Source organism: Pseudomonas sp. Yb2C2, assembly GCF_052112325.1.
GTDB classification, from domain to species: domain Bacteria; phylum Pseudomonadota; class Gammaproteobacteria; order Pseudomonadales; family Pseudomonadaceae; genus Aquipseudomonas; species Aquipseudomonas marginalis.
In genome coordinates, this window is the sequence record NZ_JAVAJK010000005.1 from 127,671 (window position 1) to 144,035 (window position 16,365).

Sequence of the window (16,365 nt, forward strand, 5' to 3'; positions counted from 1 at the left end):
GATAACAGGGCTCGAAACCTGAGTAAAAACCCATCTGTGGATAACCACCTATTTAATCCACAGGCTTAAAGCACTTATCCAAGGGCCTCATTGGCACATGGCCACAGACTTTTGAATCGCTGTACACATTGTAAATAAAGGCCTGTAGAGATCTATCCACAGAAACGGTGCCCAGTAGAAATAAACATAAAAACAAAGATTTAATAAATTTCTCTCTTTTAATTTCTATTGTCTGTGATTCATCCACAGCTGGTTAAATTTTGTGCAAAGGGTTCTTTAGGAAGGGCGAAGTCCCTATACTTGCCGCCAAAGCTCCAAAACCCTTTCAACAAACAATTCCTGATTACCTACATAAGCAGGCACGAGGTGCGTGGTGGATTTCCCTTCCCGTTTTGAAGTGATCGTCATCGGCGGCGGTCATGCCGGTACCGAGGCAGCACTGGCGTCAGCACGCATGGGCGTAAAAACCCTGTTGCTGACGCATAACGTGGAAACCCTCGGCGCCATGAGTTGCAACCCCGCCATTGGTGGGATCGGCAAAAGCCATCTGGTCAAGGAAATCGACGCCCTTGGTGGCGTGATGGCCGAGGCTACCGACAAGGGTGGTATTCAATTTCGCGTGCTCAACAGCCGCAAAGGCCCGGCCGTGCGTGCCACTCGGGCCCAGGCAGACCGCATCCTGTACAAAGCCGCGGTCCGCGAAACCCTGGAAAACCAGCCCAACCTGTGGATATTTCAACAAGCCGCCGATGACTTGATCGTCGAACAGGACGTGGTTCGCGGTGTTGTCACCCAAATGGGCCTGCGTTTCTTCGCAGAATCCGTGGTGTTGACCACCGGTACGTTCCTCGGCGGACTTATCCACATCGGCATGCAGAACTATTCGGGTGGCCGCGCCGGTGATCCGCCGTCGATTGCCCTGGCAAAACGCCTGCGCGAATTGCCGCTGCGCGTCGGTCGCCTGAAAACCGGGACCCCACCGCGTATCGACGGGCGTTCCGTGGATTTCTCGGTGATGACTGAACAAGCTGGCGATACACCGATTCCGGTAATGTCGTTCATGGGTTCCAAGGAGCAACACCCCAAACAGGTGAGCTGCTGGATTACCCATACCAATGCGCGCACTCACGAAATCATTGCCGCGAACCTCGACCGTTCGCCGATGTACTCCGGGGTGATCGAAGGTATTGGCCCACGTTACTGCCCGTCGATCGAAGACAAGATCCACCGCTTTGCCGACAAGGAAAGCCATCAGGTGTTCATCGAGCCCGAAGGCCTGACTACCCATGAGCTGTATCCGAACGGGATTTCCACTTCCCTGCCGTTCGATGTGCAAATCCAGATCGTGCAATCGATTCGCGGCATGGAAAACGCACACATCGTGCGTCCGGGCTACGCCATCGAATACGACTACTTCGACCCGCGTGATTTGAAGTACAGCCTGGAAACCAAGGTTATCGGCGGTCTGTTCTTCGCTGGGCAAATCAACGGCACCACCGGCTACGAAGAAGCCGGCGCCCAGGGTTTGCTGGCCGGGACCAACGCCGCATTGCGTGCACAAGGCAAAGACAGCTGGTGCCCGCGTCGCGATGAAGCGTATATCGGCGTGTTGGTCGACGACCTGATTACCCTGGGAACCCAGGAACCGTATCGGATGTTCACTTCCCGAGCGGAATACCGCCTGATCCTGCGGGAAGACAACGCCGACCTGCGCCTGACCGAAAAAGGCCGTGAACTGGGGCTGGTCGACGATGCGCGCTGGGCGGCCTTCTGCAAAAAACGCGAAAGCATCGAGCTTGAAGAGCAGCGCCTGAAAAGTACCTGGGTTCGCCCCGGGACCGAGCAGGGCGACGCGATTGCGGAAAAATTCGGCACGCCGCTGACTCATGAATACAACCTGCTGAACCTGCTGTCCCGTCCGGAAATCGACTACGCCGGTCTGGTCGAAGTGACCGGCGGCGGCGCCGATGATCCACAGGTTGCCGAGCAGGTCGAAATCAAGACCAAGTACGCCGGTTACATTGACCGCCAGCAGGACGAGATCGCTCGTCTGCGCGCCAGTGAAGACACCAGGCTGCCTGTGGATATCGACTACACCGGTATTTCCGGATTGTCGAAAGAAATCCAAAGCAAGCTGGGGATAACTCGCCCCGAGACCCTCGGCCAGGCTTCACGTATCCCGGGCGTCACCCCTGCAGCTATTTCGCTGTTGATGATTCATTTGAAAAAACGCGGCGCGGGCCGTCAGTTGGAGCAAAGCGCTTGAGTTCGTTGGTCACCTCGCAACACGCCGAAGAGTTATCCACAGGTGCGCGCCAATTGGGCGTGGACTTGACCGAGGCCCAGCACGATTTGCTGCTGGGTTACCTGGCCCTGTTGATCAAATGGAACAAGGCTTACAACCTGACGGCTGTGCGTGATCCCGACGAAATGGTTTCCCGTCACTTGCTCGACAGTCTGAGCGTGATGCCGTTTATCGAAAACGGTCGTTGGCTCGATGTCGGCAGTGGTGGCGGTATGCCTGGCATCCCACTGGCTATCCTGTTTCCTGAATCGCAAGTGACCTGCCTGGACAGCAACGGCAAGAAAACCCGCTTCCTGACCCAGGTCAAGCTCGAACTCAAGCTGGATAACCTGCAAGTTATCCACAGTCGCGTCGAAGCCTTCACGCCTGAACTGCCGTTCAACGGAATTGTTTCCCGGGCGTTCAGCAGCATGGAGAACTTCAGCAACTGGACCCGTCACCTGGGCGACCGCGACACCCGCTGGCTGGCAATGAAGGGCGTCCATCCAAGCGATGAGCTGTTAGCATTGCCGGCAGACTTCCACCTCGATAGCGAACATGCCTTGGCCGTACCCGGTTGCCAAGGCCAACGCCATCTGCTGATACTGCGCCGCACGGCATGATTGGGAACACAAGCAAGAATGGCTAAGGTATTCGCGATAGCGAACCAGAAAGGTGGCGTGGGCAAAACCACCACCTGCATCAACCTCGCAGCATCCCTGGTCGCCACCAAGCGCCGGGTGCTGTTGATCGATCTCGATCCACAGGGCAACGCCACCATGGGTAGCGGTGTGGATAAACACGGCTTGGAAAACTCGGTCTACGACTTGCTGATTGGCGAGTGCGACCTGGCCCAGGCCATGCACTACTCCGAGCATGGCGGTTATCAACTGCTGCCGGCCAACCGCGATTTGACTGCGGCGGAAGTGGTGCTGCTGGAAATGCAGATGAAGGAAAGCCGTCTGCGCAGCGCGTTGGCACCGATCCGCGAGAATTACGACTACATTTTGATCGACTGCCCACCGTCGCTGTCGATGCTCACGCTTAACGCATTGGTGGCTGCCGATGGGGTGATTATCCCCATGCAGTGCGAGTACTACGCGCTGGAAGGGTTGAGCGACCTTGTGGATAACATCAAGCGTATCGCCGAGCTGCTCAACCCGAACCTGCAGATCGAAGGCCTGCTGCGGACCATGTTCGATCCGCGCCTGAGCCTGATGAACGATGTGTCGGCGCAGCTCAAGGAACACTTTGGCGACCAGCTGTACGACACCGTGATTCCACGCAACATCCGCCTGGCCGAAGCGCCAAGCTATGGCATGCCCGCGCTGGCGTACGACAAATCATCCCGTGGTGCCATTGCCTACCTGGCATTGGCCGGCGAGATGGTTCGTCGTCAACGCCGCAACTCACGCACCGCTGCAGCCCAGCCAACTTAAGGAATCCCCATGGCCGTCAAGAAACGAGGTCTCGGACGTGGACTGGATGCACTGCTGAGTGGTCCGACCGTCACATCGCTTGAAGAACAAGCGGTGCAGGCTGACGAACGCGAGCTGCAGCACCTGCCCCTGGACCTGATCCAGCGCGGCAAATACCAGCCACGCCGGGACATGGACCCCCAGGCGCTGGAGGAACTGGCCAATTCGATCAAGGCCCAGGGCGTGATGCAGCCGATTGTGGTGCGCCCGATCGGCGGCGGCCGCTTTGAAATCATTGCCGGTGAACGCCGCTGGCGCGCCAGCCAGCAGGCAGGCAAGGACACCATCCCGGCGATGGTGCGCGATGTAACGGATGAAACCGCCATCGCCATGGCGTTGATCGAGAATATCCAGCGTGAAGACCTCAATCCGATCGAGGAAGCGATCGCCTTGCAGCGTTTGCAGCAGGAATTCCAGCTGACCCAGCAACAGGTCGCCGAGGCCGTGGGTAAATCCCGTGTCACCGTGTCCAACTTGCTGCGCCTGATCGCGCTGCCGGAAGTCATCAAGACCATGTTGTCCCATGGCGACCTCGAGATGGGCCACGCCCGTGCTTTGCTCGGTTTGCCGGAAAATCAACAGGTTGAAGGGGCGCGACACGTTGTCGCACGAGGGCTCACCGTTCGTCAGACCGAGGCCCTGGTTCGCCAGTGGCTCAGCGGCAAACCTGCACCGGTCGAAACAGCCAAACCTGATCCGGATATCGCGCGTCTCGAGCAGCGCCTGGCCGAGCGCCTGGGCTCTGCGGTACAAATTCGCCACGGCAAGAAAGGCAAAGGGCAATTGGTCATCGGATATAACTCCCTTGATGAGCTTCAGGGCGTCCTTGCCCACATCCGCTGAAACATTTGCTTATGTAGCGCGTGATCGGAAATCACTACCCGGCAGTTGAATAGGGGCAGAACCGCCCCTATACTCTGCGCGCATTTTGTCGGCACAAATTATGCCAAGTTATTGATTTCCGGCAGCCGACTATTGAGGAGCAAGAGTGATGGAAACCCGCACGCCAAACACGTTGCCCTTCCATCGCTTGGCTGTTTTTCCGGTTTTATTGGCTCAATTTGTCATCTTGCTGATCGCCGCATTGGCGCTTTGGTACTGGCATGGAGTCGTAGCCGGATATTCAGGACTTTGCGGAGGCCTGATAGCCTTGCTGCCCAATATGTATTTTGCTCACAGGGCCTTTCGGTTTTCCGGCGCCCGAGCAGCCCAGGCTATCGTCCGGTCTTTTTATGCCGGCGAGGCGGGGAAACTGATTTTGACGGCAGTGCTGTTTGCACTGACCTTTGCAGGTGTGAAGCCATTGGCGCCGCTGGCTGTATTCGGCGTCTTCGTGTTGACCCAACTGGTCAGCTGGTTCGCTCCCCTGCTGATGAAAACAAGACTTTCGAAACCTTAGGGCGTTTGAGGCAACCATGGCAGAAACAACCGCTTCGGGCTATATCCAGCACCACTTGCAGAACCTGACCTTCGGTCAGCTTCCCAACGGCGGCTGGGGCTTTGCCCACTCCGCAGCAGAAGCCAAAGAAATGGGCTTCTGGGCTTTCCACCTGGATACTCTGGGCTGGTCGGTCGCTTTGGGTCTGATCTTCGTCCTGATTTTCCGCATGGCGGCAAAGAAGGCGACTTCCGGTCAGCCAGGTGCTTTGCAGAACTTCGTTGAAGTACTGGTCGAATTCGTCGATGGCAGCGTGAAAGACAGCTTCCATGGCCGTAGCCCGGTGATTGCACCGTTGGCACTGACCATCTTCGTCTGGGTGTTCCTGATGAACGCCGTCGACCTGATCCCGGTTGACTGGATCCCTCAGTTGGCCATGGCGATTTCCGGCGACCCGCACATTCCATTCCGTGCCGTATCGACCACTGACCCGAACGCTACCCTGGGCATGGCCCTGTCGGTATTTGCGTTGATCATTTTCTACAGCATCAAGATCAAGGGCATCGGCGGCTTCATCGGCGAACTGACCCTGCACCCGTTCGGCAGCAAGAACATCTTCGTTCAAGCCCTGCTGATCCCGGTGAACTTCCTGCTGGAATTCGTCACCCTGATCGCCAAGCCGATCTCCCTGGCCCTGCGACTGTTCGGCAACATGTATGCCGGCGAGCTGGTGTTCATTCTGATCGCTGTGATGTTCGGCAGCGGCCTGCTCTGGCTTAGCGGCCTGGGCATTGTTCTGCAGTGGGCGTGGGCTGTGTTCCACATCCTGATCATCACCCTGCAGGCCTTCATCTTCATGATGCTGACCATCGTCTACCTGTCGATGGCGCACGAAGAGAACCATTAAGGCCAGTCTCGACTAGTCTGATGTCCTTCCCGGTGAAACGGGAAGGTGGCCCACCAGGGCTATGAAACGATTTGTTTTACCGCTTTAAAATCTAAAAAACCTAAACCATACGACGTAAAAGTCGGGAGGAAAGATGGAAACTGTAGTTGGTCTAACCGCTATCGCTGTTGCACTGTTGATCGGCCTGGGCGCCCTGGGTACTGCCATTGGTTTCGGCCTGCTGGGCGGCAAGTTCCTGGAAGGCGCAGCGCGTCAGCCAGAAATGGTTCCAATGCTGCAAGTTAAAATGTTCATCGTTGCCGGCCTGCTCGACGCCGTGACCATGATCGGCGTTGGTATCGCTCTGTTCTTCACCTTCGCGAACCCCTTCGTTGGTCAACTCGCCGGTTAATCACTCGTTTTTCGAGTGATTGGTGTGTTGTGCAACGAATGAGCGAGGTATTGGCGTGAACATTAATGCAACCATTATTGGTCAGTCCTTAGCGTTCTTGATTTTTGTCGTTTTCTGCATGAAGTTCGTATGGCCTCCGGTCATCGCGGCTTTGCACGAACGTCAAAAGAAGATCGCGGATGGACTGGACGCTGCCGCACGAGCAGCTCGCGACCTGGAGTTGGCCCAAGATAAAGCGGGTCAGCAACTGCGCGAAGCGAAAGCTCAAGCAGCCGAAATCATTGAGCAAGCCAAGAAACGCGGTAACCAGATTGTTGAAGAGGCTGTTGAAAAAGCCCGTATCGACGCTGACCGTGTGAAGGTTCAGGCTCAAGCCGAGATCGAGCAGGAACTGAACGGTGTCAAAGATGCGCTGCGTGCCCAACTGGGTGCTCTGGCCGTCGGCGGTGCTGAGAAGATCCTGGGTGCCACAATCGATCAAAACGCGCACGCGGAGCTGGTTAACAAACTGGCTGCTGAAATTTAAGCGAGGGCGATCATGGCAGAATTGACCACGTTGGCCCGACCTTACGCTAAGGCAGCCTTCGAGCACGCCCAGGCCCACCAGCAGCTGGCCTCTTGGTCAGCCATGCTCGGCCTGGCTGCAGCAGTGTCGCAAGACGGCACCATGCAGCGCGTGCTCAAGGCCCCGCGACTGACGAGCGCAGACAAGGCCGCCACTTTTATTGAAGTGTGCGGCGACAAGTTTGATGTGAAAGTGCAGAACTTCATCAATGTCATCGCCGAAAACGACCGTCTCCTGCTTTTGCCGGAGATTGCCGCTCTGTTCGACCTGTACAAGGCCGAGCAAGAGAAATCGATAGACGTTGAAGTGACCAGTGCTTTTGCATTGAACCAAGAACAGCAAGACAAACTCGCCAAGGTTCTCAGTGCACGACTCGACCGGGAAGTGCGCCTGCAAGTTGCGGAAGACCCATCCCTTATTGGGGGTGTTGTCATTCGCGCCGGCGACCTGGTTATCGATGGCTCGATTCGCGGCAAACTCGCGAATCTTGCCGAAGCATTGAAATCTTGAGTTTGAAGGGGCAGCAGAGCAATGCAGCAACTCAATCCTTCCGAAATAAGTGAAATTATCAAGGGCCGCATCGACAAGCTCGATGTGACCTCCCAAGCCCGTAACGAAGGCACTGTCGTCAGCGTATCTGACGGCATCGTGCGGATTCACGGTCTGGCCGACGTTATGTACGGCGAGATGATCGAGTTTCCGGGCGGCGTCTACGGTATGGCCCTCAACCTGGAGCAAGACTCCGTAGGTGCCGTTGTATTGGGCGCGTACACCAGTCTGGCTGAAGGCATGAGCGCCAAGTGCACTGGCCGCATCCTGGAGGTTCCGGTTGGTAAGGAATTGCTGGGTCGCGTAGTCGACGCACTGGGTAACCCTGTTGACGGTAAAGGTCCACTGGGCAACACCGAGACCGACGCGGTCGAGAAAGTTGCTCCAGGCGTGATCTGGCGTAAGTCGGTAGACCAGCCTGTACAGACTGGCTACAAGGCTGTCGATGCCATGATCCCAGTCGGCCGTGGCCAGCGTGAGCTGATCATCGGTGACCGTCAGATCGGTAAAACCGCTCTGGCGATCGACGCGATCATCAACCAGAAGAACAGCGGCATTTTCTGCGTCTACGTAGCGATCGGTCAGAAGCAATCGACCATCGCCAACGTCGTTCGCAAGCTGGAAGAAAACGGCGCCCTGGCCAACACGATCATCGTGGCTGCCAGTGCTTCGGAATCTCCTGCGCTGCAATTCCTGGCACCGTACTCCGGTTGCACCATGGGTGAATTCTTCCGCGACCGCGGTGAAGACGCGCTGATCGTTTATGACGATCTGTCCAAGCAAGCAGTGGCTTACCGCCAGATTTCCCTGCTGCTGCGTCGTCCACCAGGCCGTGAAGCCTACCCAGGCGACGTGTTCTATCTCCACTCCCGTCTGCTGGAGCGCGCATCCCGCGTTTCGGAAGAGTACGTAGAGAAGTTCACCAACGGCGCAGTGACCGGCAAAACCGGTTCCCTGACCGCACTGCCGATCATCGAAACCCAGGCTGGCGACGTTTCCGCGTTCGTTCCGACCAACGTGATTTCCATCACCGACGGTCAGATCTTCCTGGAATCGGCCATGTTCAACTCGGGCATCCGCCCTGCAGTGAACGCCGGTGTTTCGGTATCCCGTGTGGGTGGTGCCGCTCAGACCAAGATCATCAAGAAGCTCTCCGGTGGTATCCGTACCGCTCTGGCTCAGTACCGTGAACTGGCCGCATTCGCCCAGTTCGCTTCTGACCTGGACGAAGCGACCCGTAAGCAACTTGAGCATGGTCAGCGCGTTACCGAGCTGATGAAGCAGAAGCAATACGCCCCAATGTCGATCGCTGACATGGCGTTGTCGCTGTATGCCGCTGAGCGTGGGTTCCTGACCGACGTTGAAATCGCCAAGGTCGGCAGCTTTGAACAAGCGCTGATTGCTTACTTCAACCGCGATCACGCCGAATTGATGGCGAAGATCAACGTGAAGGGTGACTTCAATGACGATATCGACGCTGGCATGAAAGCCGGTATCGAGAAGTTCAAGGCCACCCAAACCTGGTAAGCCGCAGCGGGAGCCGCAAGGCTCCCGCTTGCTAACCTGATAGGTGTTACATGGCAGGCGCAAAAGAGATTCGCAGTAAGATTGCGAGCATCAAAAGCACGCAAAAAATTACCAGCGCCATGGAAAAAGTGGCGGTCAGCAAAATGCGCAAGGCACAAATGCGCATGGCTGCTAGCCGTCCTTATGCGGAGCGTATCCGCCAGGTAATTGGGCATCTGGCCAACGCCAACCCGGAATACCGCCACCCTTTCATGATCGAACGCGCCGTCAAGCGTGTGGGTTATGTGGTAGTGAGCAGTGACCGTGGTTTGTGCGGTGGTTTGAATACCAACCTGTTCAAGGCCCTGGTCAAGGACATGGCGGTAAACCGCGAAAACGGCGTCGAGATCGATCTGTGTGTTGTTGGTAGCAAGGGTGCGGCCTTTTTCCGCAACTTCGGCGGTAACGTCGTTGCAGCTATCAGCCACCTGGGTGAAGAGCCGTCGATCAATGATTTGATCGGCAGTGTGAAGGTGATGCTGGATGCGTACCTGGAAGGCCGGATTGACCGCCTCTCCGTGGTATCCAACAAGTTCATCAACACCATGACCCAGCAGCCAACCGTGGAGCAATTGATTCCACTGGTGGCGACTCCGGATCAGGAACTCAAGCACCACTGGGACTACCTCTACGAACCAGACGCCAAAGAGCTGCTTGACGGCTTGATGGTGCGCTACGTGGAGTCGCAGGTGTACCAGGCGGTGGTCGAGAACAACGCAGCTGAACAAGCGGCGCGGATGATCGCGATGAAAAACGCTACCGATAACGCCGGTGATCTGATCAGCGATTTGCAGCTGATCTACAACAAGGCGCGTCAGGCTGCGATCACCCAAGAGATCTCGGAAATCGTCGGCGGCGCTGCCGCGGTTTAACGGTTCAAATATTCAGAGGATCCAGCTATGAGTAGCGGACGTATCGTTCAAATCATCGGCGCCGTTATCGACGTGGAATTTCCACGCGACAGCGTACCGAGCATCTACAACGCGCTGAAAGTACAAGGCGCGGAAACTACTCTGGAAGTTCAGCAGCAGCTGGGCGACGGCGTAGTTCGTACCATTGCGATGGGTTCCACCGAAGGCTTGAAGCGCGGTCTGGACGTTATCGACTCCGGCGCTGCCATCTCCGTACCGGTCGGTAAAGCGACCCTGGGCCGGATCATGGACGTACTGGGCAACCCGATTGACGAAGCTGGCCCGATCGACACCGAAGAGCGCTGGGGCATTCACCGTCCAGCACCTTCGTTCGCGGAACAAGCTGGCGGCAACGACCTGCTGGAAACCGGCATCAAGGTTATCGACCTGGTTTGCCCGTTCGCCAAGGGCGGTAAAGTCGGTCTGTTCGGTGGTGCCGGTGTAGGCAAGACCGTAAACATGATGGAACTGATCCGTAACATCGCCATCGAGCACAGCGGTTATTCCGTGTTCGCCGGTGTGGGTGAGCGTACTCGTGAGGGTAACGACTTCTACCACGAGATGAAGGACTCCAACGTTCTGGACAAAGTGGCACTGGTCTACGGTCAGATGAACGAGCCGCCGGGAAACCGTCTGCGCGTAGCACTGACTGGCCTGACCATGGCCGAGAAGTTCCGTGACGAAGGTAACGACGTTCTGCTGTTCGTCGACAACATCTACCGTTACACCCTGGCCGGTACTGAAGTATCCGCACTGCTGGGCCGTATGCCTTCCGCAGTAGGTTACCAGCCGACCCTGGCTGAAGAGATGGGCGTTCTGCAGGAACGTATCACTTCGACCAAGGAAGGTTCGATCACTTCGATCCAAGCGGTATACGTACCTGCGGATGACTTGACCGACCCATCGCCTGCGACCACCTTCGCCCACTTGGACGCCACCGTCGTTCTGTCCCGTGACATCGCTTCCCTGGGTATCTACCCAGCGGTCGATCCACTCGACTCGACTTCGCGCCAGCTGGACCCGAACGTGATCGGCCAGGAGCACTACGACACCGCTCGCGGCGTTCAGTACGTGCTGCAGCGTTACAAAGAACTGAAGGACATCATTGCGATCCTGGGTATGGACGAGCTGTCGGAAGCCGACAAGCAGTTGGTAAACCGTGCTCGTAAGATCCAGCGCTTCTTGTCGCAGCCGTTCTTCGTGGCTGAAGTCTTCACCGGTGCTTCGGGTAAATACGTTTCCCTGAAAGACACCATTGCTGGCTTCAAAGGCATCCTCAACGGTGACTACGACCACCTGCCAGAACAAGCGTTCTACATGGTCGGCGGCATCGAAGAAGCGATCGAGAAAGCCAAGAAACTGTAATCCAGGCGCCCGGAAACGGGCGCTCATCAGGTTGAGGCAATCAGATGGCTATGACAGTCCATTGCGATATCGTCAGCGCGGAAGGGGAAATCTTCTCCGGTCTGGTAGAAATGGTGATTGCACACGGCGAACTCGGTGACCTGGGTATTGCCATGGGCCACGCGCCATTGATCACCAGCTTGAAGCCAGGTCCGATCACTCTGACCAAGCAAGGCGGGGAAAAGGAGGTGTTTTACATCTCCGGTGGTTTCCTTGAGGTTCAGCCGAACATGGTCAAGGTACTTGCCGACACCGTGCAACGTGCTGGCGACCTGGATGAAGCCTCCGCTCAGGAAGCCGTCAAGGCTGCCGAGAAGGCCCTGAACGAAAAGGGTGCGGACTTCGACTACAGCGCTGCTGCTGTACGTCTGGCCGAGGCTGCAGCTCAGCTGCGCACGCTCCAGCAGATCCGCAAGAAGTAAGCGGCGAAGCCGTGACGCTTATGCGCGATTGATTAAAAAGGGTAGCCTCGGCTACCCTTTTTCTTTTTTAGCAAAACACATCTTTGGTCTGAAGCCGGACCGCCCAGGATTGGTAGCCATTCATGTCTCTTGAAATCGTCATTCTCGCCGCAGGCCAGGGCACTCGCATGCGTTCGGCCTTGCCCAAGGTGCTGCACCCGGTCGCGGGCAATTCCATGCTTGGGCATGTTATCCACAGCGCTCGTCAATTGGACCCACAACGTATCCACGTGGTGATCGGCCACGGTGCTGATGTGGTGCGCGAGCGCCTGGCGGCGGATGACCTGAATTTCGTATTACAGGACAAACAACTGGGCACCGGCCACGCCACCGCGCAAGCTGTGCCGTTCATTACCGCTGACACCGTGCTGATCCTCTACGGTGACGTGCCGCTGATCGAAGTGGAAACCCTGCAACGCCTGCTCAAGCATGTGGCGCCCGGCCAGATGGGCCTGCTCACCGTTGAGCTGGATGACCCCACCGGTTACGGGCGCATCGTGCGCGGTGCCGACGGCAAGGTCGCGGCGATCGTCGAGCACAAGGACGCCAGTGAAGCCCAGCGGGCTATCACCGAAGGCAACACCGGCATCCTTGCGGTGCCTGCCAATAAGCTCGCCGACTGGATGAGCCGCCTGTCCAACAACAACGCCCAGGGCGAGTACTACCTCACCGACGTGATCGAGATGGCCGTGAGTGATGGCCTGCTGGTCGCCACCGAACAGCCCCACGACCCGATGGAAGTGCAGGGCGCCAATGATCGCAAGCAGCTTGCAGAGCTCGAACGTCACTACCAACTGCGTGAAGGCCGCCGCCTGATGGCCCAGGGCGTGACCCTGCGCGACCCTGCGCGTTTTGACGTCCGCGGTGAGGTCACCGTGGGCCGCGATGTGCTGATCGACATCAACGTGATCCTTGAAGGCCGCGTGATCATCGAAGACGACGTGGTCATTGGCCCGAACTGCGTGATCAAGGACAGCACCCTGCGCAAGGGCGTGGTGATCAAGGCCAACAGCCATATCGACGGCGCCGTAATGGGCGAGGGCAGCGATGCCGGTCCGTTTGCGCGGTTGCGTCCGGGCACTGTGATGGGCGCCAGGGCGCACGTCGGCAATTTCGTCGAACTGAAAAACGCGCAAATGGGCGACGACGCAAAGGCCGGTCACCTGGCTTATCTGGGGGATGCGGTGATCGGTGCGCGCAGCAACATCGGCGCTGGCGCGATCACCTGCAACTACGACGGTGCCAACAAGTACCAGACCACCATTGGCGAGGACGTATTCATCGGCTCGAATAATTCGCTGATTGCACCTGTGACGATCGGCGATGGTTCGAACACTGCCGCGGGCTCAACCATCAACCAGGATGTGGATAAGTCCCAACTGGCCGTGGCCCGTGCACGCCAACGTAACATCGACGGCTGGAAACGCCCCGTCAAAATCAAAAAGACCTGAGTTATCCACAGTCTCATCAGCAGCGCTATCCAAATGTGGGAGGGGGCTTGCCCCCGATGGCGGATTTTCAGTCAATGTTTTAGTCGACTGATCTCCTGCAATCGGGGGCAAGCCCCTTCCCACATTTGTCGTGCGTTGCTTGAAAAATCTGTTTCCGACGCTTGACGATATCTTCTCAATAGGTTTTGATTGCCTTCGTTATCTTTCGAAACGAAACTTATCATCGCCATGTCGAAACGAAATACACCCCAACGACGCCACAACATCCTGACCTTGCTCAACGAACAGGGCGAAGTCAGCGTGGACGAATTGGCCAAGCGTTTCGAAACCTCGGAAGTCACTATCCGCAAGGACTTGGCCGCGCTCGAAAGTAACGGCCTGTTGCTGCGTCGTTATGGTGGCGCGATCACCATGCCTCAGGAACTGGTCGGCGACCCCGCCCAACCGGTCTCGGCCTACAAACGTGCGATCGCCCGTGCTGCGGTGATGCGTTTGCGTGAACACGCCCGCATCATCATCGACAGCGGCAGCACCACCGCCGCCATGATCCCGGAACTGGGCCACCAGCCCGGCCTGGTGGTCATGACCAACTCCCTGCACGTGGCCAGCGCCTTGAGCGAACTGGAACACGAACCGGTGCTGTTGATGACCGGCGGCACCTGGGACCCGCATTCGGACTCGTTCCAGGGCCAGGTCGCCGAGCAGGTGTTGCGTTCCTACGACTTTGATCAACTGTTCATCGGCGCCGACGGTATCGATCTGCAGCGTGGCACCACCACCTTCAACGAATTACTGGGCCTGAGCCGTGTGATGGCCGAGGTCGCCCGTGAAGTGGTGGTGATGGTCGAATCCGACAAGATCGGCCGCAAGATTCCCAACCTGGAACTGCCCTGGAGCAGCGTCCATACCCTTATTACCGATGATCGCCTGCCGCTTGAGGCCCGCGACCAGATCCAAGCCCGCGGCATTACGCTGATATGCGCGGCAATCATCTAGGAGAAGCACCATGTGTGGAATTGTTGGCGCAGTCGCCGAACGTAACGTAACGGCCATCCTGCTTGAAGGCCTCAAGCGTCTGGAATACCGCGGCTACGACAGCGCGGGCGTGGCCGTCTTCACCAACGCGGGCAAGCTTGAGCGCATGCGCCGCCCAGGCAAGGTCAGCGAGTTGGAGCAGGCGTTGGCCGGCGAGCCGCTGGTAGGTCGCCTGGGGATTGCCCACACCCGCTGGGCTACCCACGGCGCACCGTGCGAGCGTAATGCCCACCCGCACTTCTCCGGTGACTTGGCGGTGGTGCACAACGGCATCATCGAAAACCACGAAGTGCTGCGCGAACAGCTCAAGAGCATGGGCTACGTGTTCACCTCGGACACCGACACCGAAGTCATCGCCCACCTGCTCAACCACAAGCTCAAGGACCACAGCGACCTGACCACCGCCCTCAAGGCCACGGTCAAGGAACTGCACGGCGCCTACGGTCTGGCCGTGGTCAGCGCCAGCCAACCGGACCGCGTGGTTGCCGCCCGCAGTGGCAGCCCGCTGGTGATCGGCCTGGGCCTGGGAGAGAACTTCCTCGCCTCCGACCAACTGGCCCTGCGCCAGGTGACCGACCGCTTCATGTACCTGGAGGAGGGCGATATTGCTGACATTCGCCGTGAAAGCGTGGCGATCTGGGACGTGAACGGTAATTCCGTCGAACGCGAAGCCGTGCAATATCGCGACGGTGCCGAGGCCGCTGACAAAGGCGAGTTCCGCCACTTCATGCTCAAGGAAATCCACGAACAGCCATCCGTGGTGCAACGCACCCTGGAAGGCCGCCTTGGCGACAAGCAAGTGCTGGTCAATGCCTTCGGCCCGCAAGCCGCCGAGCTGTTCGCCAAAGTGCGCAATGTGCAGATTGTCGCCTGTGGCACCAGCTACCACGCCGGCATGGTTGCCCGTTACTGGCTGGAAGAACTGGCCGGCATCCCGTGCCAGGTCGAAGTCGCCAGCGAGTTCCGCTACCGCAAGGTAGTGGTGCAGCCCGACACCCTGTTCGTGACCATTTCCCAGTCCGGCGAAACCGCCGACACCCTGGCCGCGCTGCGCAATGCCAAGGAACTGGGTTTCCTCGCCAGCCTGGCGATCTGCAACGTCAGCATCAGCTCCCTGGTACGTGAGTCCGACCTGACCCTGCTGACCCAGGCCGGTCGCGAAATCGGCGTGGCCTCCACCAAAGCGTTCACCACCCAGTTGGTTGGCCTGTTGCTGCTGACCCTGTCCCTGGGCCAGGTTCGCGGCACCTTGGCTGCTGGCGTCGAAGCCACCCTGGTGGAAGAACTGCGCCGCCTGCCGACCCGCCTGGGCGAAGCCTTGGCCATGGACAGCACCGTGGAAAAAGTCGCCGAGCTGTTCGCCGACAAGAACCACACTCTGTTCCTCGGCCGTGGCGCGCAGTACCCGGTGGCGATGGAAGGCTCGCTGAAGCTCAAGGAAATTTCGTACATCCACGCCGAAGCCTACCCGGCCGGTGAGCTCAAACACGGCCCGTTGGCCCTGGTGGACGACGACATGCCGGTGGTCACCGTAGCGCCGAACAACGAACTGCTGGAGAAGCTCAAGTCCAACCTGCAGGAAGTCCGCGCCCGTGGCGGCCAACTGATCGTGTTCGCCGACGAAAAAGCCGGCATGACCAACGGCGAAGGCACCCACGTCATCAACATGCCGCACATCCACGACACCCTGTCGCCGATCCTCTACACCATCCCGCTGCAACTGCTGTCGTACTACGTCGCCGTGCTCAAAGGCACCGACGTTGACCAGCCGCGTAACCTGGCGAAGTCGGTGACGGTGGAGTAACCCGCTCCACCCTGGAGGCCCGCCTGTTTCCAAAGAATAAAGGATGTCACAAAATAATAAAGGTTGTCACAAGTCGGTAAAGTGTGTCACAAGCCTCTATCCCGGCGCTTTTGCCGGGGTAGTGGCAGGCTCAGGAATAACGGCTCATTATCTACCTCGACACTGTCACTTCTGTCCTGGC

General features: G+C 58.0%; 16 protein-coding genes. All 16 read left to right on the top strand.

Annotated features, from left to right (window positions below):
• Nucleotides 1-373 precede the first annotated feature (373 nt).
• Nucleotides 374-2,266 carry a tRNA uridine-5-carboxymethylaminomethyl(34) synthesis enzyme MnmG gene (gene mnmG, locus Q8X51_RS08700; RefSeq protein ID WP_027608172.1) on the top strand — a complete coding sequence of 631 codons (1,893 nt, stop codon included), beginning with the start codon at nucleotides 374-376 and terminating at the stop codon, nucleotides 2,264-2,266.
• Nucleotides 2,263-2,907 (top strand): 16S rRNA (guanine(527)-N(7))-methyltransferase RsmG, encoded by a 645-nt coding sequence (gene rsmG / locus Q8X51_RS08705; RefSeq protein ID WP_065926803.1) that lies wholly within the window; start codon nucleotides 2,263-2,265, stop codon nucleotides 2,905-2,907. The genes mnmG and rsmG overlap by 4 nt, the downstream gene beginning before the upstream one ends.
• An 18-nt stretch (nucleotides 2,908-2,925) precedes the next feature.
• Nucleotides 2,926-3,723 (top strand): ParA family protein, encoded by a 798-nt coding sequence (locus Q8X51_RS08710; RefSeq protein WP_016978715.1) that lies wholly within the window; start codon nucleotides 2,926-2,928, stop codon nucleotides 3,721-3,723.
• 9 nt (nucleotides 3,724-3,732) lie between these two features.
• The gene (locus Q8X51_RS08715) at nucleotides 3,733-4,605 is read left to right on the top strand and encodes a ParB/RepB/Spo0J family partition protein (protein WP_027608174.1); all 873 of its coding nucleotides are present in this window, start codon (nucleotides 3,733-3,735) and stop codon (nucleotides 4,603-4,605) included.
• 148 nt (nucleotides 4,606-4,753) lie between these two features.
• A complete protein-coding gene (locus Q8X51_RS08720; protein WP_010565865.1) occupies nucleotides 4,754-5,161 on the top strand; it encodes a F0F1 ATP synthase subunit I in 408 nt (135 codons plus the stop codon).
• A 16-nt stretch (nucleotides 5,162-5,177) separates the two neighbouring features.
• Complete coding sequence (atpB, locus tag Q8X51_RS08725) at nucleotides 5,178-6,047, top strand: F0F1 ATP synthase subunit A (RefSeq protein WP_017736231.1); 870 nt, start codon at nucleotides 5,178-5,180, stop codon at nucleotides 6,045-6,047.
• A gap of 133 nt (nucleotides 6,048-6,180) precedes the next feature.
• Nucleotides 6,181-6,438 (top strand): F0F1 ATP synthase subunit C, encoded by a 258-nt coding sequence (atpE, locus tag Q8X51_RS08730; protein WP_002555987.1) that lies wholly within the window; start codon nucleotides 6,181-6,183, stop codon nucleotides 6,436-6,438.
• Between the two features lie 55 nt (nucleotides 6,439-6,493).
• Entirely contained in the window at nucleotides 6,494-6,964 is a 471-nt protein-coding gene (locus Q8X51_RS08735) for a F0F1 ATP synthase subunit B (RefSeq protein WP_008439543.1), read from the top strand.
• 12 nt (nucleotides 6,965-6,976) lie between these two features.
• The gene (locus Q8X51_RS08740) at nucleotides 6,977-7,513 is read left to right on the top strand and encodes a F0F1 ATP synthase subunit delta (RefSeq protein WP_065926802.1); all 537 of its coding nucleotides are present in this window, start codon (nucleotides 6,977-6,979) and stop codon (nucleotides 7,511-7,513) included.
• Nucleotides 7,514-7,534: 21 nt separating this feature from the next.
• Complete coding sequence (gene atpA, locus Q8X51_RS08745; protein ID WP_003177064.1) at nucleotides 7,535-9,079, top strand: F0F1 ATP synthase subunit alpha; 1,545 nt, start codon at nucleotides 7,535-7,537, stop codon at nucleotides 9,077-9,079.
• Between the two features lie 50 nt (nucleotides 9,080-9,129).
• Nucleotides 9,130-9,990 carry a F0F1 ATP synthase subunit gamma gene (gene atpG, locus Q8X51_RS08750; protein WP_003195829.1) on the top strand — a complete coding sequence of 287 codons (861 nt, stop codon included), beginning with the start codon at nucleotides 9,130-9,132 and terminating at the stop codon, nucleotides 9,988-9,990.
• Nucleotides 9,991-10,017: 27 nt separating this feature from the next.
• On the top strand, nucleotides 10,018-11,394 hold the full coding sequence (atpD, locus tag Q8X51_RS08755) for a F0F1 ATP synthase subunit beta (RefSeq protein ID WP_003177062.1): 1,377 nt from the start codon (nucleotides 10,018-10,020) through the stop codon (nucleotides 11,392-11,394).
• Nucleotides 11,395-11,438: 44 nt separating this feature from the next.
• On the top strand, nucleotides 11,439-11,855 hold the full coding sequence (locus Q8X51_RS08760; RefSeq protein WP_003177061.1) for a F0F1 ATP synthase subunit epsilon: 417 nt from the start codon (nucleotides 11,439-11,441) through the stop codon (nucleotides 11,853-11,855).
• A 122-nt stretch (nucleotides 11,856-11,977) separates the two neighbouring features.
• On the top strand, nucleotides 11,978-13,345 hold the full coding sequence (gene glmU, locus Q8X51_RS08765; protein ID WP_065926801.1) for a bifunctional UDP-N-acetylglucosamine diphosphorylase/glucosamine-1-phosphate N-acetyltransferase GlmU: 1,368 nt from the start codon (nucleotides 11,978-11,980) through the stop codon (nucleotides 13,343-13,345).
• A 228-nt stretch (nucleotides 13,346-13,573) separates the two neighbouring features.
• A complete protein-coding gene (locus Q8X51_RS08770) occupies nucleotides 13,574-14,341 on the top strand; it encodes a DeoR/GlpR family DNA-binding transcription regulator (RefSeq protein ID WP_027608178.1) in 768 nt (255 codons plus the stop codon).
• A 10-nt stretch (nucleotides 14,342-14,351) separates the two neighbouring features.
• Nucleotides 14,352-16,184, top strand: a complete 1,833-nt coding sequence (gene glmS / locus Q8X51_RS08775; RefSeq protein WP_074848068.1) for a glutamine--fructose-6-phosphate transaminase (isomerizing) — start codon at nucleotides 14,352-14,354, stop codon at nucleotides 16,182-16,184.
• Nucleotides 16,185-16,365 lie beyond the last annotated feature (181 nt).

Bases quoted from the DNA above. Each gene is read 5' to 3' on its own strand.
- Q8X51_RS08710 (WP_016978715.1), top strand. From the start codon at position 2,926: ATGGCTAAGGTATTCGCGATAGCGAACCAGAAAGGTGGCGTGGGCAAA.
- Q8X51_RS08720 (WP_010565865.1), top strand. From the start codon at position 4,754: ATGGAAACCCGCACGCCAAACACGTTGCCCTTCCATCGCTTGGCTGTT.
- atpE (WP_002555987.1), top strand. From the start codon at position 6,181: ATGGAAACTGTAGTTGGTCTAACCGCTATCGCTGTTGCACTGTTGATC.
- atpD (WP_003177062.1), top strand. From the start codon at position 10,018: ATGAGTAGCGGACGTATCGTTCAAATCATCGGCGCCGTTATCGACGTG.
- atpG (WP_003195829.1), top strand. From the start codon at position 9,130: ATGGCAGGCGCAAAAGAGATTCGCAGTAAGATTGCGAGCATCAAAAGC.
- atpB (WP_017736231.1), top strand. From the start codon at position 5,178: ATGGCAGAAACAACCGCTTCGGGCTATATCCAGCACCACTTGCAGAAC.
- glmS (WP_074848068.1), top strand. From the start codon at position 14,352: ATGTGTGGAATTGTTGGCGCAGTCGCCGAACGTAACGTAACGGCCATC.
- Q8X51_RS08740 (WP_065926802.1), top strand. From the start codon at position 6,977: ATGGCAGAATTGACCACGTTGGCCCGACCTTACGCTAAGGCAGCCTTC.
- atpA (WP_003177064.1), top strand. From the start codon at position 7,535: ATGCAGCAACTCAATCCTTCCGAAATAAGTGAAATTATCAAGGGCCGC.
- Q8X51_RS08770 (WP_027608178.1), top strand. From the start codon at position 13,574: ATGTCGAAACGAAATACACCCCAACGACGCCACAACATCCTGACCTTG.
- glmU (WP_065926801.1), top strand. From the start codon at position 11,978: ATGTCTCTTGAAATCGTCATTCTCGCCGCAGGCCAGGGCACTCGCATG.
- Q8X51_RS08715 (WP_027608174.1), top strand. From the start codon at position 3,733: ATGGCCGTCAAGAAACGAGGTCTCGGACGTGGACTGGATGCACTGCTG.
- Q8X51_RS08760 (WP_003177061.1), top strand. From the start codon at position 11,439: ATGGCTATGACAGTCCATTGCGATATCGTCAGCGCGGAAGGGGAAATC.